This is a genomic window from Rhodococcus sp. NPDC079359 (genome assembly GCF_040702585.1).
Classification (GTDB): Bacteria; Actinomycetota; Actinomycetes; order Mycobacteriales; family Mycobacteriaceae; genus Rhodococcoides.
Genome location: NZ_JBFBLH010000003.1, coordinates 371524 through 390230 on the forward strand (window position 1 = coordinate 371524; position 18707 = coordinate 390230).

Genomic DNA, 18707 nt, shown 5'->3' on the forward strand with positions numbered 1-18707 from the left:
GTCATCCTCGACCGATCACTTACACAACCGAGGTAACAATCAAATGTTTCGAGGGTTACCGAGAACGCTCGTCGTCACGGTCTTTCGGGGCACGGCAGCACTGTTCGAGCCACACCGCGGCAGCGACGACGGCCAGTCCGGCCACGAGCGCAACGACGGCTCCGGCCCGATCCGACGACGCTGCACGTATCGTCGCCGCACGCGGCAGCACGTACACCAGAAATCCGACGCACACGCCGACGACTGCAGTCCCCACCAGCATCGATGCCTTCGCCAACACCAGCGCCCTGAACACCGTCAGCGGATGCAGATCGTGCAGACCGGTGCCCACCCGGTGCTCGGCGATGCGATTGCGCACGATCACCGCAGTCACCACTTGCACCACTGCCACCAGATACAACGACGCCCCGGCGTACACCGGAATCGGCGGCAACGAGCCGTAGAAGACCCGAACCAACAGCCACGTGCCGATCGCGGCCACCAGGAAAAGACCCAAGACATCCCAGACCTTGGTGGGATTGGTCACCACGACCCATCACCGACGCCGTCGTGCTCCACGGGCCGTTCCTGCAGGCTCCACTCCTGCTTCGTCACCCCGGCCCGCTCCTCCGGACTCAGTCGCGCGAGCAACTCGGACACCGAAATGTCGTCGTCGCCGACACGCAGGGTGGCGTCCGGTTCGACGTCCAGCCACGGCAGCAGTACGAACGCTCGTTCGTGCGCGCGCGGGTGCGGGAGGATCAAACGAGGGTCATCGCTGATCATGTTCTCGCACACCACCACGTCGACGTCGAGGCTCCGCGGCCCCCACCGCTGCACTCGAACGCGATCGGCCGCCTCCTCCAGGCGCTGACCGAAGCGCAACCAGTCCCAGGCGTCGAAGTCATCGTCCTCGGCCACCACGACCGCATTGAGGAAGTCCTGCTGCTCCACGCCACCCCAGGGAGCCGAACGGTACACCGGCGAGCAGGACACCAGGCGGGAACCCAATTCGGTTGTGACAGAACGCAAGTGGGCGAGGGAGTCACCGATGTTGCTGCCGACGGACAGCACCGCGCGGGTCACGCCCGCTCCCGGTACGCCACCACGGCAACGTCCCCGAACGTCAGTGGGATCGGGGCCGACGGCTTGTGCAGCACCACTTCCACCGCGTCGACGCGTGAGTCGTACGCCAACACGACCTCGGCGATCTCGGCCGAGACCGTCTCGATCAAATCCCTGGACGGGCCCGCGACGACGGCCGCAGCGTGCTCGGCCAGTTCTCCGTAGTGCAGCGTTCGGGTCAGGTCGTCGGTCTCGGCCGCGGGCCGCAGATCCATCCACACGGTGATGTCGACGACGAAGTCCTGCCCGTCTCGCTTCTCGAAGTCGAAGACGCCGTGATTGCCGCGCACCGTCAGGCCCCGTAGTTCGATGCGGTCGCCGCGACGCGTCCCCGCGCCGACGCGGCTGCTGATCTCGCTCATGCCCGATCACCCTGCCATGCCCGGACGACGGCGACCGCGTCGAGTGATGCGCGGGCGTCGTGCACGCGCACACCCCATGCTCCCCCGGCGACCGCGAGCGCCGACACCACGGCCGTGGCGATCTCTCGCCCGTCCGGCGGCCGCGGAGTACCGTCGTCGGCCGCCAACAGCGAGCCGAGAAAGCGCTTCCTGGAAGCACCGACGAGTACCGGGAAGCCGGCCGACACCAAGTCCGGCAGGCCCCGCAGCAGTTGCCAGTTGTGCTCGGCGTTCTTGGCGAATCCGAGGCCGGGATCGAGGACGAGCATCGCCGTGTCCACGCCGGCGGCCACCGCGTGATCGACCTGTTCGAGCAGTTCGCTGCGGACGTCGGCGACCACGTCGTCGTATCGATCGGCCGGGCCGGCGTGCCGATACTCGGATCCGGCAGCTCGCCAGTGCATCAGGATCCACGGCAATCCGCCGTCCGCAACGACCCCGGCCATGGCCGGATCCGCCCGACCACCCGAGACGTCGTTGACGATCGAGACCCCGGCCTCGATCGCCGCCTCGGCGACCGAGGCACGCATGGTGTCGACGCTGGTGGCAACCCCTGCTGCGGCCAGCGCGGCGATGACCGGCACGACGCGTTGCGCCTCGAGAGTCGGGTCGATCCGGTCTGCTCCGGGACGTGTCGACTCGCCACCGACGTCGACGATGTCGACTCCGCGACGGTGCATCGCCAACCCGTGTTCGACGGCGGCATCGACATCGAGGTATCGACCGCCGTCGGAGAACGAATCGGCGGTGACGTTGAGGACACCCATGACGACCGGTGCCGGGGGGATACTGCGCGCCGGGTTCATCAGGACTCGACCGGACGCGTCATTTCCGCAGGATCAGGTCCAGAGCTTCCGAACGCGATGCCGCGCTGGACTGCAACAGACCCCGCACCGCCGACGTGGTGGTGCTGGCACCCGGCTTGCGGATCCCGCGCATGGCCATGCACAGGTGCTCGGCCTCGATCACGACGATCGCACCGCGCGGGTCGAGTTTGCGCATCAACGCGTCGGCGATCTGGCTGGTCAGACGCTCCTGAACCTGCGGGCGCTTGGCGTACATGTCCACCACGCGCGCGAGTTTCGACAGGCCGGTGACCTTGCCGCTCTTGCCCGGGATGTACCCGACGTGCGCGACGCCGTGGAACGAGACCAGGTGATGCTCGCACGTGGAGAACATGGGGATGTCGCGGACGAGCACCAGTTCCTGGTGTCCCTCGTCGAATGTCGTGTTCAGCGCCGTGTCCGGGTCGGTGTAGAGCCCGGCGAAGATTTCACGGTAGGAACGCGCCACGCGGGCCGGCGTGTCGAGCAGACCTGGACGGTCGGGATCCTCGCCGACGGCGATCAACAGCTCACGCACTGCGGCCTCGGCACGGGGCTGGTCGAAGACCGCGCCGGTGGCGTAGGCCACTGTCTGTTCCACTGCCCGCTGCTGCGCTGCTGGGACTTCTGCCGAGTCGATTGCCGACTCGTCGGTCCGGTTGACTGACACGAGAACGTACCTCCGGTTGGGCTCCGCGAATGTGACAGCTGGGCCGAACCGCACCTGTTCCTCACGGAGCAGCTGCGCCGACCTGCAGCACGGTTCGAACGACGGACTGGGCCGACCGAAAGGGTCGACCCAGCCAGCCTAATGACCGACCTAGCGGTACGAACCGCCCGGCCCTTCCCAGCGTTGGGTGCGTGGACCTTCGTCGCCGTCGTCCTCGGCTCGCTCGTCTCGGCGCGAGTCCTCGGACGGGTTGTGCGAGGGACGATCGTCTCCGGGCAGCGGATAGCTCTGCGATGGAGTCGGAACCTCCCACGTGGGTGGCGACGCCTCGGCCGGTCCGGCCTCGTCCTGGTGCTGGCCGTACGGGGGCTCGTGCCGAGAGTTACGACCCTGGTCCCGAGTGTCCGGCCGGAACGGATCCGGCTGATACTGCGGCGGCTGATATCCCGGCTGTTGATTCGTCGGCGGTTGGTTCGACGGCGCAGCGGTCGGCGGCTGGTATGCCTGTGGCTGCTGGTAGGTCGGGTGCTGTCGGTACGCCGGAGGCTGACCCTGCGGCGGCTCGTACCGATTCTGGTCCGATCCCGGCTGCTCGCGGTTCGGTTGATCGTGAACCGGCGGCGTTGTCGGTCCCTGGTACCGGGGAACCGCAGGCTGGTCGCGCGGGGGCCATCCCGGAGCCGACCATCCGGCCGGGGCACCGTAATCGGGACGCGAGCCCTGGCCGGGGCCGCTCGAGCGAGGTTCCTGCCGACGCTGGCCTTCGGAGTATCCGCCCCCGTTGGGAGCGCCTCCGTTGGTCGGGCCGCCGTAACCACCGTTGTAGCCACCGCCGTTGTAACCGCCGGTTGCGGGGGCGCTGCGTCGGCCACCACCGGTGTTCGGCGCATCGACGTCCCCGGTGCTCGGTGATCCGTTGACCGGGCCACCGTTGGTCGGAGCACCGTTCGATGGGGCGCCGTTGGTGGGCACGCCGTTGGTCGGTCCGCCGTTGTATCCGTTGCTTCCGTTCGGGTAGCCACCCTTGGTCAGCTGCGGAGAACCGGCGTAGCTAGGCTGCGGAAACTGTTGCGGCGGAAGCTGCTTCGGGGCCGGCGGTACCGGAGGCCACGGCTCGCCGCGCTCGGCGGCGAGTTCGCGGGGCGTCTTGACCGGTGGCTTGTCCGAGGGCTTGCGATCACCGAAGTCGTTGAACAGGGTGATGCGCGGACGCTTGGTGACGCTGTGGAAGATCTTCTCGAGGTCCTTGCGGGTGAGCGTCTCACGTTCGAGCAGCTCCGAGGCAAGGGTGTCGAGCAGGTCGCGGTACTCGTTGAGGATGGCCCACGCCTCGGTGTGCGCCGCCTCGATGAGTTTGCGCACCTCCTCGTCGATCTCGCGGGCGACCTCGTGCGAGAAGTCGGACTGCTGGCCCATCGAACGGCCGAGGAACGGATCGCCCTGTTCCTGCCCGTACCGAACGGCTCCGAGCTTGCTGCTCATGCCGTACTCGGTGACCATCGCGCGGGCGATCTTGGTCGCCTGGTCGATGTCCGAGGACGCACCGGTGGTCGGCTCGTGGAAGACGAGCTCCTCCGCTGCGCGGCCACCCATGGCCATCACGAGACGAGCGATCATCTCCGACCGCGTCATCAGGCCCTTGTCGTCCTCGGGCACCGTCATCGCGTGGCCGCCGGTGCGACCGCGAGCGAGGATGGTGACCTTGTAGACGGGCTCGATGTCGGGCATCGCCCACGCGGCGAGAGTGTGACCACCCTCGTGGTACGCGGTGATCTTGCGCTCGTGCTCACTGATGATGCGGCTCTTGCGGCGCGGGCCGCCGACGACGCGGTCGACCGACTCCTCGAGCGACGCCTCGGTGATGACGGTGCCGTTCTCGCGAGCGGTGAGCAGTGCAGCTTCGTTGATGACGTTGGCCAGGTCGGCACCGGACATCCCGACGGTTCGCTTGGCGAGACCTTCGAGGTCGGCGTCCTGAGCAACGGGCTTGCCTGCCGAGTGCACCTTCAGGATTGCTCGACGGCCGGCCAGGTCGGGGGCACCGACCGGGATCTGGCGGTCGAAGCGGCCCGGACGCAGCAGGGCGGGGTCGAGGATGTCGGGGCGGTTGGTGGCGGCGATGAGGATGACGCCGGTGCGCTCACCGAAGCCGTCCATCTCGACGAGCAGCTGGTTGAGCGTCTGCTCGCGCTCGTCGTGGCCGCCGCCCATGCCGGCACCGCGCTGGCGACCGACGGCGTCGATCTCGTCGACGAAGATGATGCAGGGGCTGTTCTGCTTGGCCTGCTCGAAGAGGTCGCGCACACGGGATGCACCGACACCGACGAACATCTCGACGAAGTCCGAGCCGGAGATGGTGAAGAACGGCACTCCGGCCTCGCCTGCGACGGCGCGCGCGAGCAGCGTCTTGCCGGTTCCGGGAGGGCCGTACAGCAGCACGCCGCGCGGAATCTTGGCACCGAGCGCCTGGTAGCGCGCCGGGTTCTGCAGGAAGTCCTTGATCTCGTAGAGCTCTTCGACGGCCTCGTCCGCGCCTGCGACGTCGGCGAACGTGGTCTTGGGCATGTCTTTCGTCAGCTGCTTGGCCTTGGACTTGCCGAAGCCCATGACCCCGCCACGTCCGCCACCCTGCATGCGGCTCATGACGAAGATGATCACGCCGAGGATCAGCACCATCGGAAGAATCAGCAGCAGGAACGAGCTGAACCAGCTCTCCTGGGTGACGGTGGTGTTGTAGCTCGCCAAGCCCTGCGAGTCGACCTTGTCGAAGATCTGCTCCGACGCCGAGTCCGGGTACTTGGCGATGATCTGCGTCTCGTTGTCGGTGGCGTCGGACGCCTCCCGCAGAGTCAGCCGGATCTGCTGCTCACGGTCGTCGATCTGCGCGGACTCGACATTGCGATCGTCGAGCTGGGCGATCGCCACCGAGGTGTCGACCGTCTTCCAGTCCCGCGTGTCGTTACCGAAGTAACTGAAGGCATAGATCACCAACAGAATGCCGAAAACGATGGCAAGATTTCGTATTACTGTCTTCCGATTCATACAGCTTCAGCCGAGTCGGCCGTGTCCTTTCAGTCCGCTCCCGCGCGCTGGCTGCTCCCTGCCCGCCGGATACTCCAGGCTAGCGCGAGACTCGGACATCTGACTCGCTCATACCTGGCGCTGTGCGTCCACGCACCTGTTTGCGTCGACGCTTCTTCCCCTCCAACGACTGCACTCCCCCGGCAGTTCCCCACCTGTCGGGCACACTATCCGCATCGATGGACCCTTGCACACGTCTCGGCGCGGCAATGGTCCATTCACGCGAACGAGGTGGACCGGACGAACCGAAGAAACCAGCTCAGCTGTAGACCTTGGGATCGAGCAGACCGATGTAGGGCAGATCTCGGTAGCGCTCGTTGTAGTCGAGGCCGTAGCCGACGACGAACTCGTTGGGGATGTCGAAGCCCACGTTCGCGACCTCGACGTCGACCTTGATGGCGTCGGGCTTGCGCAGCAACGTCACCACCGACAGCGAGGCAGGCGAGCGGGTCGCGAGGTTGCGCTTGAGCCAGCTCAGCGTCAGACCGGAGTCGATGATGTCCTCGACGATCAGCACGTGGCGTCCCGTGATGTCGCGGTCGAGGTCCTTGAGGATTCGAACGACACCCGACGACGAGGTGGACGAGCCGTAGGAGCTGACCGCCATGAACTCGAGCTGCGCCGGGATGGGCAGGGCCCGGGCGAAGTCGGTCATGAACATGATCGCGCCCTTGAGGACACCGACCAGGAGCAGGTCACCTTCGGGTGAGCCTTCGGGATACCGCTGGGCGATCTCTTCTGCGAGTTCCGCAGTGCGCGCTTTGATCTGTTCCTCGGAAATGAGAACCGATTCGATGTCGCCCTCGTACACGGGGTTTCCCTTCATTCGTTCTCCAGGCCGACGCTCAGCCTGCCATGCCGACGCGAGCACACCAACCTGGCGTCGGGCGTTCCTCCCGGCAGCGCAACCCCGCCCTGGCCGGTCCACCGTCCGACGAGGGCGTCGACGGCCCGGATCTGCCGGTCGGTCAGCGACGTCACACCCCGGCCGAGCAACCATCGGCGCAGTACGCGGCGACGGACTGCGGGATCGAGAGAGTCGATCGCCGCGACCTCCAAGTCGAGCGCATCGGCGTCGAGAACCGATTCGGCGAGCGCGTCGAGCACCCGGCCGTCCTCGCGCAACTGCTCGGCGGTCCGGGCGAGTGCAGCGGCGACACCACCGCCGAGCACGTCCTCGAGCAGGGGCAGCACCTCGTGACGCAACCGCACCCGCGTGAAATCGGGGTCGATGTTGTGCGGATCCTCGAACGGCTCCATCCCCAACTCGACGCAGGCAGCCCTGGTCACGCTGCGTCGAATTCCTAGCAGCGGCCGACCCCACGGCGCATCGAACGCCGCCATGCCCGCGATCGACCGCGGTCCCGATCCGCGGCCCAGCCCGAGCAGCACCGTTTCGGCCTGATCGTCGAGGGTGTGCGCCACCAGCACCGACGCGTCGCCGCGCTCGCGATCCAACGCGTCGTACCTGACCCGGCGGGCGGCGGCCTCCGTCCCACCCGAGCCGGTCACCTGCACCGGCAGCACGCGCGCCTCGACCACTCCCAGCTCCGACGCCCGAGCCGCCGCCGTCGCCGCAACCTCAGCCGAGCCGGACTGCAGACCGTGATCGACGATCAAGGCGCGCACGTTCGGAGCCTCGGCCACGGTCGCGGCCGTCAAAGCGAGCGAATCCGCGCCACCGGACAGCGCGACGGCCACCGGTCCCGGATGGGCGGCGAGCCATCCACGCACCGCATGCCTGACCTCCAAAAGCGCGGGGCCCTCGGGCATTTTGGGTCGTTCCGCAGGCTCCACTCCCTCGGGTAGGAGCACTAGCCCAGAACTCGGGCGATCCAGGCGTCCGGGTCCTCGATCTCCGACAGCAACGGCAGCGTGTCGGGCCCGGTCCACACGGTGTTGAAGCGTTCCATTCCCACCGTGGCGACGACGTGATCGACGAACGCCTTGCCGCGCACGTACTGCGCCATCTTCGCGTCCATGCCGAGCAGTGCCCGGATGACGCGTTGGAGCGGGTTCACCTTGCGTTGCCTGCGCTGATCGAAGGCGCCGCGAATCTGCGTCACGGTCGGCACGACGGCCGGTCCGACGGCGTCCATCACGTGGTCGGCGTGACCCTCGAGCAGGGTGCCCAGCACGAGGAGCCGGTCGATGGCGTCGCGCTGAGGCTGCGGTTGGGTGGCGCGCAGCAATCCGACGATGCCTGCGTCCTCGGACTTCGACGCCCCGCTCGGATTCTTGCGGGCCTTCAGCGCGCCGGTCAGCCGGTTGGCGACATCGGTGAGCGGCTCGTCGGTGCCGTCGGAGAGCACCCCCACGTTCTCGCGCATGTAACCGCCGAGCCAGGGAGCGGAGGAGAACTGCACTCGGTGCGTGACCTCGTGCAGGCACACCCACAGTCGGAAGTCGCTCGGCGACACGCGAAGCGCCCGCTCGACGGCAATCACGTTGGGCGCGACCAGAAGCAGCGTTCCGTTCTCGCCGGTGAACGGGTCGTACTGTCCGAGAATGGCGCTGGAGAGGAACGCCAGCATCGCTCCGGCCTGCAGTCCGGCCGGCTTTCCGCCGAGCAGACCCGACGGCGGCGTGCCGTCGTCGTCTCCGGTCAGGTGCTTCATCGACGACGCGGCCGCCGCGATCCAGCCGGCGCGATCGACCACCTGGGCGTCGGGCACGGGGAGTCCGTCGGCCAGGCCGGTGGTCTCGCGAACCGGCCCCTCGGCCCGAATGGACGCGGCGGCAAGCTCTTCCACGGCTGCAGCGGCGGTGTAGCGAGAGGTGGCCGGGCCCTTGCGGGCCAGCTTCGCTCCGGTCTTGGCCGCAACGGACCAGTCGACGGCTCCGGCGAAACCGGAGGTGGCTGCGCTGTCGTCGGCCTTCGTTGCTGCGTCCGTGTTCACTGGCAACCACACAATCTCAGGGTCGATGCGACGGCATCGAGGGCGGGTCGACTGACGTCGGGCGGCCGGTCGTTGGACATCAGGGCGAAGGTCAGGATTCGGCCGTCGACGTCGACGACATATCCCGCCAGAGCGCTTGCAGCAGAAAGGGTTCCGGTCTTGGCTCGAACCCACCCCGCTCCGGTTCGGTTCCCCGAGGCGTATCGATCCGTCAGGGTTCCGGTGGCACCGGCGACGGGAAGGTAATCGAGCATCGGACGCAGCGCCGGCTGCTCGGTTCCGGCTGCCGACGTCAACACCTGATCGAGCAGCCTGGCCGGAATCCTGCCGTCGACCGACAGCCCGCTGGCGTCCTCCAGCATGAGTCCGGTCATGTCGAAACCTGCGGCGTACAGGGTCTGCCCTATCGCCGCCGTGGTGCCGGAAAAGCTTGCGGCCGTGTTCATCTCGAGTGACAGTTCGCGTCCGATGGCCTCGGCGAGGACGTTGTCGGAGCGGTAGATCATCTGCTGCAGGCGGTTTCGCAGCGGCGCGGATTCGACGGATGCGATCTGATCGGCCCCGTCGGCCGCTCTGCCGGTCGTCACCGCCGCCGGGTCGACGCCCAGTCCGGCGGCCAGTGCGCGGCCCGCGTCGAGTGCCGGGGTGGTGCTGCGCGGGGACTCGTCGACCAGTGGGTCCGATCGTCCGCCGTCGAGCATGATCGGTTCGATCGGAGTGATCGAGCCGGCGGCGATATCGGCGGGAAACCAACCCTGTGCCATCGTGTCACCGGAGTAGATCGAGGTGTCGACGCCGATGCTGCGCACCACCGTTCCGCTGCGCCGAATCTGCTCCACCAGGTCGTCGATGCGCGCCGCCCCGGGATAGAACCCGTCGGTGCCGACCGGCAGCGCGGTGAGGGTGGGGTCGCCGCCCGCGATCAGCACGATGTCGCCCTCGCCACTGCCCTGGACCACGCGAGTGGTGACGCGATGATCCGCCGGGAGCCCGAGCATCGCTGCCGCCGCGGTGAGCACCTTGGTCGTCGAGGCAGGTGTCATCGGGGTGTCGGGGTTCTGCGACCAGAGCACCTGCCCGGTCTGCGCGTCGGCGACGGTTCCGGTGAACGTGCCGAGGGCTGGATCGTCGACCACCTGGGCCAGCGCCGCTGCCAGACCTGCAGCGTTCGGCATCGGTGCCGATTCCGGAAACGGGGTGATCAGCGGGTTGGGCAGCACCGTCTCGGGTGGAGGTTCGATGGCGGTCTCGGCACCGTCGGACACCGACGGCAGCACCAGCGCGGCGGTCGTCGCAGCGAGAATCACCACGAACAGCGCACACAGCGTCAGGATCACGCGCTTCTTCCTGCGCCGTCGACCCGCTGTGGGGCCGAGGAACCGCCGTGTCAGCCCCGCCACCGTTCCTCCGTAACTGCCGTGGTCGTACCCATGATCGTCCAGTCAACAGTATCCTCGGGTCCGGTAGCCTTGCGCCGCCACCATCGACACATTCCCAACGACTCGAGCCGTTCCGGCTCGACGACGACAGTGAGGACTGCACGTGCCGTTCGACGTCACCATCGAGATCCCCAAGGGGCAGCGCAACAAATACGAGGTAGACCACGTCACCGGACGTGTTCGCCTCGATCGCTACCTCTACACCGCGATGGCGTATCCAGCCGATTACGGCTTCATCGAGAACACGCTCGGCGAGGACGGCGACCCGCTCGACGCACTGGTGCTGCTGCCCGAGTCGGTGTTCCCCGGCGTCATCGTCGAGGCCCGCCCCGTGGCGATGTTCAAGATGGTCGACGAGGCCGGCGGCGACGACAAGGTGCTGTGCGTTCCGGCCGGTGACACCCGCTGGGATCACATCCAGGACCTGAGCGACGTCTCGACGTTCGAGCTCGATGCGATCAAGCATTTCTTCGTCCATTACAAGGATCTCGAACCCAACAAGCACGTCACCGGGGCAGACTGGGTGGGGCGCGCAGAGGCAGAGGCCGAAATCACTGCATCATTCAAGCGCTTGGCGGACAATCCGGGTCACTGATCGTTTCGGCACCACACACCTCGTCTCGGCCGTGGGCCGACGAAACATAGTTTGGGGAGACGTATGACCGACAGCACTTCCAACGGTGATCGGCGCAATCTCGATTCGCGACCGATTTCGGATCCGACTCAGTTTCCCGATCTGCCGGTGACGGTCGTCCTCGACCGGATCCCGGTGCCGATCCTCGCGGTCGACCCCACCGGTGCCATCGTGTTCGCGAACGAGGCCTTCGACGATCTGTTCGGTCTCGACCGCACCGAGCGGGAGGACTTCCACCTGCACGACATCTTCCCCGACCGGGCTCCGGAGGGTGTCAACGTCGCTGACATGTTCCTCACGACGGTGGCCACCCGCGCGGATTCTCTGTGGCGGATGACCGACAAGACCGGCGATATCGTGCAGGTGCGCGCCAGCAAGTCGATCCTGCGCCGTACCGAGGACACCATCGTTCTCGTCGCGTTGGAGGACTTCACCGATCAGCTGTGGAACGACCCCAAGAGCGCCTTGCGCTGACGCACGGAGCACGTTCTTCCCCGAACGACGAACGGTGTATGCCGGCGGATCATTCGCCGGCGTACACCGTTGCTCTGTTTCCGCCCGCGTGCTTGGACTCGTACATCGCCGTGTCGGCGTCGAGCAGCACGTTGTGGACCAGACCGGCACTGTCACCGGACTCGCTGGCGGTGAACCATCGGCTGCCGTCGAGCAGGGCCACCCCGACACTGACCGTCACCGGCACGTCGTCGGCTGGGTCGTGAATCGACTCGAGGATCTCGTGGGCGATCCGATGCGCGGCGGCATCGTCGACCGGTAGCGCGATGGTGAACTCCTCACCGCCGGTGCGTGCCACGCACGGCCTCGTGCCCGTGACCGCGGTCAGCCTGCGGGCCGTCCGGCGCAACACTCGGTCCCCCACCGCATGACCGTAGGTGTCGTTGACTCGCTTGAACTGGTCCAGATCGACCACCATGAGTGCGACGGAACGGTGCTCGTCCAGCGAGTTCATCATGCGTTGGAGCCGCAATTCCAGGCCGCGTCTGTTGAGCAGTCCGGTCAGCGAGTCCGTGTTGGCGAGATCGAGCTGGCGCTGGATCACTGCGCGGAACGCGAGTACTGAGTTGACCACCAGAACCGTCACGAGGGTGCGGGCGAGGATCGACGCCGGATCCTCCGGCCGCTCGACCAGGGCGAGTACTGCGAGTAGCAGAATGACCGCGTTGACGAATGCCGTGTGGAACTTGAGCACCGTTCGCCGCGAGAAGTACGCGATGTAGGTCCCGATCACGGCGAACAGGGCAGCGCCGTACAGCGCGAGATCACGGTCGTCGAAGGTCAGCAGCATCGTCGACACGCCCACGTCGGCGTACACGACGAACCATCCCGGCATGTGGGAGGCGTCCGCCGAGCGCAGCCACCACCATGCCCCTACCGGGAGAGTCGACAGCAAGACCACCAGGCACACGACAACAGCAGTCGGTCCGACAGGACCGTCCGAGGACAGCATCGCTATCGCCCCGATGAGACCGAACGAGGGCACCAGCACGGCGATTCCTCGCGCCACCCGGCGTTCGAGTCGTACCGAGTTCCGACGGGTCCCGGCATCGGACGCGAGCGACGGCTTGTCACGACCGATCGGCACAGCATCCCCTCCGTCCGCGCTTGCTCTACGAGCGACTGCGCACTGCCTCGATCACCTCGATCGCCCCGATCGTGGATCGCCCGCCGATCAGACGCTACCTGCGCGACGGTCGGGCAGGTCCGGCCTGATGGTTTCGTAATCGGTCAAGAAACGATCGAGCAACGTCACGAGCGATTCTCGGTCCTGCCGTGTCCACCCCTCGATCACCCGTCCGAGATTGTCGGTTCGTCGTTGCTGGATCGCCGCCGCTGCTTCCTGACCCGACGCGGTCACCGCGAGCACGAACGCTCGACCGTCACGTTTGTCGGGCAGCCGCTCGACGTGCCCCCGTTCGACCAGCTGAGCCACCTGCCGGCTCACCGTCGACGGATCGGAATTCACCATGGCGGCAAGTTCACTCGACCGCATCGGTCCGTCGCGCAGGAGCCGGAACAAGCATACGTACGCGGCACCGTCGACACCGCCCGAGGACGAGATCGCAGCGATGTTGCGCTCACGCAGGCGTTGCAGCCGAACCAGCTGCGTGCCCAGCTCCTCGGCGAACTCGACCACGTCAGTTACCGGTGAACTGCGCCGGTCGCTTCTCGAACACCGAGGTGATCGCCTCGGTGAGGTCGTGCGAGGCGAGGAAGGCGGCGTTCCAGGCCGCGACGTAGCGCAGGGAATCGTCGACGCTGGAGGATCGGGAATGATCCAGCACGGTCTTGATGCCCTGCACCACCAGGGGCGGATTGGCGGCGATGGCGGCGGCGCATTCGCGAGCAGCGGTGAGGGCGGAGTCGTGGTCCTCGAACACGTCGTTGACCAGGCCGATCTTCTCGGCGCGCGCGGCGTCGATGTCCTTGCCCGTCAGTGCCAGCTCACGCATGTGCCCGTCGCCGATGATCGCGGGCAGTCGAGCCAACGACCCCATGTCCGCGACGATCGCGACCCGCACCTCGCGCACGCTGAACTTCGCGTCGGCACTGGCGTAGCGCACATCCGCGGCGGTGATGAGGTCGACGCCACCGCCGATGCACCAGCCCTGCACGGCCGCGACGACGGGCTTGCGGCAGTCCGCCACGGCGTTGATGGCCTTCTGCATAGTCTTGATGGTGTCGTGGAACGTCGTTCGGGGACCGGCCAGTGCCTTGTCCGCCATGAGCGGACCGAAGGTTCCTGCCATCGCGGCGAGGTCGAGTCCGTAGGTGAAGTTCTTGCCCGAGCCCGCGAGCACGACTGCACGAACCTCGGGATCGGCGTCGAGCTGAGCGAACAGCTCGGGGCTCTCGCTCCAGAAGTCCGGGCCCATGGCATTGCCCTTGCCCGGTCCGAGGAGGGTCACTTGCGCGATGTGGTCGGCGATCTCCACGGAGAAGGCTTTCCAGGTTCGTTCCGTCATGCCTGCGAGCCTAGCGGCAGAGTCGCCCATCCCCGCACCGCATGTTACGGCGCGTAACGTCTGCGCTAAGTCCCTGCTCAGCTCTGGTGCATAAGCCGAATGAGGCTCACCATCTATCCATGCTGATGCATCAGGGACTCGGCCTGGAGACGTTCAACGATCTGCCGCGCCGCAAGGCGGTGCATGCGTTGTACGAGTGTTGTTGCTCGGTGGCGTGGGCGTCCAGGGTGGCGGACGGCCGCAGGTATCGCTCGCGGGCAGAGCTGTTCTCCGCAGCCGACGCGGAACTGGCGGAGCTGTCGGACGGCGACATGGACATGTTGGCCGCGACGCGTCCCGAGCCGAGCAAGGTGTGCGCAGCCATGGACGCGGATACGCGAGGCGCTCTGGTGACCGCGGCGCGCGCGTACTGCGAGCGGTTCGGCTATCCGTACATCTGGAGCGGGTTGTTCGAGCCCGAGGGCTTCGAGCCGCGCGACATCCTGGTGGATCTGGGCCATCGACTCGACAACGACGATCGCACCGAGCGCAAGATCATGCGCGACGAGCTGGCGAAGATCAACCACATTCGATTGGATCGCCTGCTCGGGCCCGAGGGCGGCTGGCCGCAGTACTGACTGTTCGCCGAGTACGGACGGGCCGCCGACCCGGGATCAGCCGAACAGACCGACGACGCGACCGATCAGTCCACCGGCGATCAGGATCGCCAGCAAGGCCACCACACCGATGATGAGGATCGGCATGACACGGCTGCGCTGCGGCGGTTCGTGATTGGGGCCGCCGACTCCCGTTTCGGCGGGCGGGGTGTCTCCTGGCGTGACGCTGCCACCCGCTTCGAGTCCTGCGGTGACGTCGGGATCGGGATTCTGAGCATTCATCTCTCCCGGTTACCCGGTGCCGTGTCCCTCAATCGAGATGTGCCCTAGCTATCGCTCCCGCGAACAGTTCGGAGACCGCGTCGGCGATCGCTCCCTCGTCGATTTCCTCCGGATCCACCGAATGTTCGACGGCCAATCCGGAGATCAAGGCCGCCAGTGACGTCGCGAGGCGTCGGGCATCGAACTTCTCGCCGACTCCCCAGTCGTCCGCTCGCTCGGCGATGAGGCGTTCGAGCTCGCGCCGCAGTGCTCGACGGTCGGTGCGATAGCGCTCCGCGACGGCCGGGTCGCGTCCGGCGAGAATCCCGAATTCGACGGTCAGCAGCGGCCAGCGGGGTTCGGCGACCACCCACGACGCGATCTCTCCGCCGCCCGCTCCGGCTGCCGCGCCGGGGTCCAGATCGGAAATGTGAGCCAGTACGCGGGCCGCGAGGTCGAGGGACCGCCTGGCCAGCAGCTCGGCGAACAGCGCTTGCTTGGACTCGAAATTGGAGTAGACGGCTCCCTTGGTGAAGCCGGCGCGGTCCGCAATGTCGGTGAGTTTGGCTGCGGCATAGCCGTTTTCGGTGAACTCGTCCGCTGCGGCGGCGAGCAGTCGGTCTCGAACGTCGGCACGCTGCGGTCGTCGCTGCGACTGTGTCGACCCCCACTTTTCTTGCTCGTCGGCATTCACGATACCTAGAGTATTGAATACCTCGGGTATCGACAAGATTCAGGAGTCACCCATGCGCAAGATGTCACTGCTCGCCGCCGCGGTGCTGATACTTCAGCTCGGCTTCATCCTCAGCTACGTCTCGGCGTTTCATCAGCCGACTCCGCATACGATCCCCATCGCGGTGGTGACCGAAGCCGGCCTCCCCGAGGGGCTGGACCAGCAGACGACCGATCGCCTGAACGCCATCGACGGTGCCCCAATCGAGGCACGCACCGCGGCCGATACCGCCGAGGTCCGTTCGTTGCTCCGCGACAGGGACATCATCGGGGCCTATGTCGTCGGCGCGAACGGAACGGACACACTGATCACCGCGAGCGCAGCAGGGAGCTCCGAAGCCACCGCGCTGGAATCGATCTTCACCGAGGTCGACGCCGCCCAGGGCCGCCAGTTCGTGGTCCGCGACGAGATCCCGGTCGGTGTGCACGACAACCGAGGGCTGTCCGGTTTCTATCTCTCGGTCGGCTGGGTCGTCGGCGGCTACCTTCTGGCTGCCGCATTCGGATTGCTGATCGGGGCACCGACCTCGCGCCGCGAAACCTGGATGCATGTCGGCATTCTCGCGGCGTACTCCCTCGCTTCCGGCGCTCTCGGAGCATTCCTCACCACCCATGTACTGGAAACCTTTGCCGGCCATTGGTTTCCGCTGACCCTGCTGGGAACCGGGGTCGTCTTCGCCACCGGACTGTTCACCATGGGCCTGCGCGCCCTGATCGGTGTCGCGGCGGTGCCCGCCGCCATCGTGCTGTTCGTCATCCTCGGAAACCCCAGTGCAGGAGGCGCTTTCGGGGCCGATGTACTGCCGTCGCTCTACGCCTCGATCGGTCGGTGGATCACCCCTGGCATCGGCACCGAGGGCGTACGCAGCATCGTGTACTTCTCCGGCACCGGACTGGGGCAACCCGCACTCGGCCTGACGCTCTACATCGTGATCGGCGCGCTACTGATGGTCGCGGCGGCTCTGCGGCGTCGGTCTGCACACAACCAGATGAGCTCACGCGAGACCAGTAAAGTGTGATCCCATGACCTCCACCTTCCCGCTGCCTCTGCCCGATCTCGCTGTCCGCACTCTCGGAGGCGCAGTCGTGTGGGCGAACGACGAGACGTTCGCGGAGAAGGAGAATCTCGTCAGTCCCGGCAAGGCCGACTATTCGACCGCGACGTTCGGGCACAAGGGTCAGATCTACGACGGGTGGGAGACGCGTCGGCGACGCGAGCCCGGCTACGACGAGGCCATCGTGCGTCTCGGCGCACCGGGTGTCGTCTCGGCAATCGTCGTCGACACCTCGTGGTTCACCGGAAACTATCCGCCGGAGATTTCGGTCGAGGCCGCCGAGGTGCAGGGCTTCCCGTCCCCGGACGAGCTGCGCACGCAGACCGAGTGGACCACCATCGTCGCGCGCAGCCCGGTCGACGGCGACAGTGAGAACAGGTTCGCCGTCGCCTCCGACGCGCGGTGGACGCACGTGAAACTGTCGATCTATCCGGACGGCGGAGTGGCGCGGTTGCGGGTACTGGGCCGCGGCAAGCCCGATCCCGAGTTCCTCGCGGCCGGGCCGGTCGACCTGGCTGCGCTCGAGAACGGTGCCTACGTCTCGGCGTGTTCCAACATGTTCTACAGCTCCCCCAACAATCTGTTGTTCCCCGGCCCGCCGCGGTCGATGGGTGAGGGTTGGGAGACCTCGCGTCGACGCAACGACGCGAACGACTGGGTTCAGGTACAGCTGGCAGGCAGCGGGCTCGTTCGCCTCGCCGAGCTCGACACCACCTGCTTCCTCGGCAACGCCCCTGGCGCGGCGTCACTGCGCGGACGGCTCGGTGAGGGCGAGTGGATCGAGTTGTTGCCGCGAACGACGTTGCAGCCCGACACCCGCCATCGCTTCGTACTCGACCACGAGACCCCGGTCTCGGAGGTTCGGATGGACATCTTCCCGGACGGCGGCATGGCGCGATTGAGACTGTTCGGTGATCTCGACATATCTGCGTAAATGAGACTGGGGCAATAGGGTTGGTGCATGTCCCGGCTACTTCATCCGAATGCAGCCCATGTTGCCGACACGCTGATTTCACGTGGTCATCACGGGGTGGTGGTCAGCAGTCCGGAGGGCACGCACACTGCCGCCGATGCTGCTGCCGCACTGGGCGTCGACGTAGGCGCGATCGTGAAGTCGATGGTGTTTCTACTGGGCGACGAGCCGGTGCTGCTGCTCGTCTCCGGTGCCCACAACGTTCATCTCGAGCACACCGGCGAGCGTCTCGGCGGCGTGTTGACGCGTGCGCCTCTGGACACGGCCAAGCATGCCACCGGCCAGCCGATAGGTGGGATCGCCCCGGTCGGCCACCCCACCAACCTCGACACGTTCGTCGACCAGGATCTGGCCGGCTACTCCGAGGTGTGGGCGGCCGCCGGCCACACCAATACGATCTTCAGGTCCACGTTCACCGAGTTGGTGCGCATCACTGCGGGTCTGGCGATCGACGTCACCTGACCCACGCGCACGTCCCGAGGACGCGAATCCTCAGGACGCGAGAGTCGGGGCGATCGGTGCGCCGAGGACCGCGTCGACGACGTCGATGTCGAGTCGGGTCCCGCGGGATTCCAGCAGCGGCAGTACTCCGTTGTTGATGAGAACCGACTGGCGAGCGACGTCGCCGAGCACTGTCAATGTCACGCCGTCGGCCACATCGGCCGCGGTGACGTCGGAGATCAAACTGGCCAGTCCCGCCGGTGTTCCGACGTAGCGGATCGACGACGGACTGCTCGGCGCATCCAGTGTGGCAAATTCCCGACGGGCCGTCCTGGCATCGGCCGCGATGTGGATCTCGAGGTCGAGAAACACTGCTGTGCTGTCGGCAGATTCGCCGCGGTCGACTGCCTCGGCGCGGAGCCGCGCGCGTTGCTGCTGGGATTCCCGCAGGTCGGAGGCCTGGATTCGGACTACATCCGTCTCGGGAGCGGCGGTCAGTTCGGTCCAACCCGCAGAGAATTCGACGGCGACGCGGGTGAAGTTGTGCGACATGAGTGGTGGTCCTGATTCTTCAGTCGGTGGCATTCGGTCGGAGCGGAGCCGAACTCGAACACG

General features: G+C 66.8%; 22 protein-coding genes. 6 read left to right on the plus strand and 16 right to left on the minus strand.

What is annotated here, in order from left to right; all coding sequences use genetic code 11:
• Positions 1-55: 55 nt before the first annotated feature.
• From AB0362_RS10085 to dacB, 10 genes are all read right to left on the minus strand, one after another.
• Positions 56-526, minus strand: coding sequence for a DUF3180 domain-containing protein (locus AB0362_RS10085; RefSeq protein ID WP_149406707.1), 471 nt, complete (start codon positions 524-526; stop codon positions 56-58).
• Positions 523-1065 carry a 2-amino-4-hydroxy-6-hydroxymethyldihydropteridine diphosphokinase gene (gene folK / locus AB0362_RS10090; RefSeq protein WP_366235529.1) on the minus strand — a complete coding sequence of 181 codons (543 nt, stop codon included), beginning with the start codon at positions 1063-1065 and terminating at the stop codon, positions 523-525. Before folK ends, AB0362_RS10085 begins: the two co-directional genes overlap by 4 nt.
• Positions 1062-1466 (minus strand): dihydroneopterin aldolase, encoded by a 405-nt coding sequence (gene folB, locus AB0362_RS10095; RefSeq protein ID WP_068053664.1) that lies wholly within the window; start codon positions 1464-1466, stop codon positions 1062-1064. Before folB ends, folK begins: the two co-directional genes overlap by 4 nt.
• Positions 1463-2311 carry a dihydropteroate synthase gene (gene folP, locus AB0362_RS10100; RefSeq protein ID WP_366235530.1) on the minus strand — a complete coding sequence of 283 codons (849 nt, stop codon included), beginning with the start codon at positions 2309-2311 and terminating at the stop codon, positions 1463-1465. The genes folB and folP overlap by 4 nt, the downstream gene beginning before the upstream one ends.
• Before the next feature lie 19 nt (positions 2312-2330).
• Entirely contained in the window at positions 2331-2930 is a 600-nt protein-coding gene (folE, locus tag AB0362_RS10105) for a GTP cyclohydrolase I FolE (RefSeq protein WP_037195562.1), read from the minus strand.
• Positions 2931-3149: 219 nt separating this feature from the next.
• Positions 3150-6041 carry an ATP-dependent zinc metalloprotease FtsH gene (gene ftsH / locus AB0362_RS10110; RefSeq protein ID WP_366235531.1) on the minus strand — a complete coding sequence of 964 codons (2892 nt, stop codon included), beginning with the start codon at positions 6039-6041 and terminating at the stop codon, positions 3150-3152.
• A 298-nt stretch (positions 6042-6339) separates the two neighbouring features.
• Complete coding sequence (hpt, locus tag AB0362_RS10115) at positions 6340-6891, minus strand: hypoxanthine phosphoribosyltransferase (protein WP_032395535.1); 552 nt, start codon at positions 6889-6891, stop codon at positions 6340-6342.
• An 11-nt stretch (positions 6892-6902) separates the two neighbouring features.
• Positions 6903-7853, minus strand: a complete 951-nt coding sequence (gene tilS / locus AB0362_RS10120) for a tRNA lysidine(34) synthetase TilS (RefSeq protein WP_366235532.1) — start codon at positions 7851-7853, stop codon at positions 6903-6905.
• Positions 7854-7894: 41 nt separating this feature from the next.
• Entirely contained in the window at positions 7895-8992 is a 1098-nt protein-coding gene (locus AB0362_RS10125) for a zinc-dependent metalloprotease (protein WP_366235533.1), read from the minus strand.
• Positions 8977-10317, minus strand: coding sequence for a D-alanyl-D-alanine carboxypeptidase/D-alanyl-D-alanine-endopeptidase (gene dacB, locus AB0362_RS10130; protein WP_366235628.1), 1341 nt, complete (start codon positions 10315-10317; stop codon positions 8977-8979). Before dacB ends, AB0362_RS10125 begins: the two co-directional genes overlap by 16 nt.
• A 205-nt stretch (positions 10318-10522) precedes the next feature.
• Here dacB and AB0362_RS10135 point away from each other — a divergent pair, with 205 nt between their 5' ends.
• Both AB0362_RS10135 and AB0362_RS10140 read left to right on the plus strand, forming a co-directional pair.
• Positions 10523-11014, plus strand: a complete 492-nt coding sequence (locus AB0362_RS10135; RefSeq protein ID WP_366235535.1) for an inorganic diphosphatase — start codon at positions 10523-10525, stop codon at positions 11012-11014.
• Positions 11015-11077: 63 nt separating this feature from the next.
• Positions 11078-11527 carry a PAS domain-containing protein gene (locus tag AB0362_RS10140; RefSeq protein ID WP_032395173.1) on the plus strand — a complete coding sequence of 150 codons (450 nt, stop codon included), beginning with the start codon at positions 11078-11080 and terminating at the stop codon, positions 11525-11527.
• A 49-nt stretch (positions 11528-11576) separates the two neighbouring features.
• On the opposite strand, the gene AB0362_RS10145 is transcribed toward AB0362_RS10140, so the two are convergent.
• From AB0362_RS10145 to AB0362_RS10155, 3 genes are all read right to left on the minus strand, one after another.
• Positions 11577-12653 carry a GGDEF domain-containing protein gene (locus tag AB0362_RS10145; RefSeq protein WP_149406451.1) on the minus strand — a complete coding sequence of 359 codons (1077 nt, stop codon included), beginning with the start codon at positions 12651-12653 and terminating at the stop codon, positions 11577-11579.
• Between the two features lie 87 nt (positions 12654-12740).
• Positions 12741-13205 carry a MarR family transcriptional regulator gene (locus tag AB0362_RS10150; RefSeq protein WP_068053636.1) on the minus strand — a complete coding sequence of 155 codons (465 nt, stop codon included), beginning with the start codon at positions 13203-13205 and terminating at the stop codon, positions 12741-12743.
• Between the two features lies 1 nt (position 13206).
• Complete coding sequence (locus AB0362_RS10155) at positions 13207-14034, minus strand: crotonase/enoyl-CoA hydratase family protein (RefSeq protein WP_366235536.1); 828 nt, start codon at positions 14032-14034, stop codon at positions 13207-13209.
• 119 nt (positions 14035-14153) lie between these two features.
• On the opposite strand from AB0362_RS10155, the gene AB0362_RS10160 reads away from it, so the two are divergent.
• The gene (locus AB0362_RS10160) at positions 14154-14651 is read left to right on the plus strand and encodes a 2-oxo-4-hydroxy-4-carboxy-5-ureidoimidazoline decarboxylase (protein ID WP_149406449.1); all 498 of its coding nucleotides are present in this window, start codon (positions 14154-14156) and stop codon (positions 14649-14651) included.
• A 36-nt stretch (positions 14652-14687) separates the two neighbouring features.
• Here AB0362_RS10160 and AB0362_RS10165 read toward each other — a convergent pair whose 3' ends face one another.
• On the minus strand, positions 14688-14912 hold the full coding sequence (locus AB0362_RS10165) for a DUF6480 family protein (RefSeq protein WP_068283967.1): 225 nt from the start codon (positions 14910-14912) through the stop codon (positions 14688-14690).
• A 28-nt stretch (positions 14913-14940) separates the two neighbouring features.
• Positions 14941-15585 carry a TetR/AcrR family transcriptional regulator gene (locus AB0362_RS10170; RefSeq protein ID WP_317549826.1) on the minus strand — a complete coding sequence of 215 codons (645 nt, stop codon included), beginning with the start codon at positions 15583-15585 and terminating at the stop codon, positions 14941-14943.
• Positions 15586-15637: 52 nt separating this feature from the next.
• Here AB0362_RS10170 and AB0362_RS10175 point away from each other — a divergent pair, with 52 nt between their 5' ends.
• Genes AB0362_RS10175 through AB0362_RS10185 form a run of 3 tightly spaced genes read left to right on the plus strand, consistent with a single transcriptional unit; the run spans position 15638 to position 18113 of the window.
• Positions 15638-16642, plus strand: coding sequence for a hypothetical protein (locus tag AB0362_RS10175; protein ID WP_317809622.1), 1005 nt, complete (start codon positions 15638-15640; stop codon positions 16640-16642).
• Between the two features lie 4 nt (positions 16643-16646).
• Complete coding sequence (gene alc / locus AB0362_RS10180) at positions 16647-17612, plus strand: allantoicase (RefSeq protein ID WP_149406447.1); 966 nt, start codon at positions 16647-16649, stop codon at positions 17610-17612.
• 27 nt (positions 17613-17639) lie between these two features.
• The gene (locus AB0362_RS10185) at positions 17640-18113 is read left to right on the plus strand and encodes a YbaK/EbsC family protein (RefSeq protein WP_068053615.1); all 474 of its coding nucleotides are present in this window, start codon (positions 17640-17642) and stop codon (positions 18111-18113) included.
• Between the two features lie 30 nt (positions 18114-18143).
• Here AB0362_RS10185 and AB0362_RS10190 read toward each other — a convergent pair whose 3' ends face one another.
• Positions 18144-18644, minus strand: a complete 501-nt coding sequence (locus AB0362_RS10190; RefSeq protein ID WP_317549828.1) for a hypothetical protein — start codon at positions 18642-18644, stop codon at positions 18144-18146.
• Between the last annotated feature and the right edge of the window lie 63 nt (positions 18645-18707).

Coding starts and splice junctions, on each gene's coding strand:
- folB (WP_068053664.1), bottom strand. CDS start 1,466: ATGAGCGAGATCAGCAGCCGCGTCGGCGCGGGGACGCGTCGCGGCGAC.
- folP (WP_366235530.1), bottom strand. CDS start 2,311: ATGAACCCGGCGCGCAGTATCCCCCCGGCACCGGTCGTCATGGGTGTC.
- ftsH (WP_366235531.1), bottom strand. CDS start 6,041: ATGAATCGGAAGACAGTAATACGAAATCTTGCCATCGTTTTCGGCATT.
- tilS (WP_366235532.1), bottom strand. CDS start 7,853: ATGCCCGAGGGCCCCGCGCTTTTGGAGGTCAGGCATGCGGTGCGTGGA.
- AB0362_RS10140 (WP_032395173.1), top strand. CDS start 11,078: ATGACCGACAGCACTTCCAACGGTGATCGGCGCAATCTCGATTCGCGA.
- AB0362_RS10155 (WP_366235536.1), bottom strand. CDS start 14,034: ATGACGGAACGAACCTGGAAAGCCTTCTCCGTGGAGATCGCCGACCAC.
- AB0362_RS10160 (WP_149406449.1), top strand. CDS start 14,154: ATGCTGATGCATCAGGGACTCGGCCTGGAGACGTTCAACGATCTGCCG.
- AB0362_RS10165 (WP_068283967.1), bottom strand. CDS start 14,912: ATGAATGCTCAGAATCCCGATCCCGACGTCACCGCAGGACTCGAAGCG.
- AB0362_RS10175 (WP_317809622.1), top strand. CDS start 15,638: ATGCGCAAGATGTCACTGCTCGCCGCCGCGGTGCTGATACTTCAGCTC.
- alc (WP_149406447.1), top strand. CDS start 16,647: ATGACCTCCACCTTCCCGCTGCCTCTGCCCGATCTCGCTGTCCGCACT.
- AB0362_RS10185 (WP_068053615.1), top strand. CDS start 17,640: ATGTCCCGGCTACTTCATCCGAATGCAGCCCATGTTGCCGACACGCTG.
- AB0362_RS10190 (WP_317549828.1), bottom strand. CDS start 18,644: ATGTCGCACAACTTCACCCGCGTCGCCGTCGAATTCTCTGCGGGTTGG.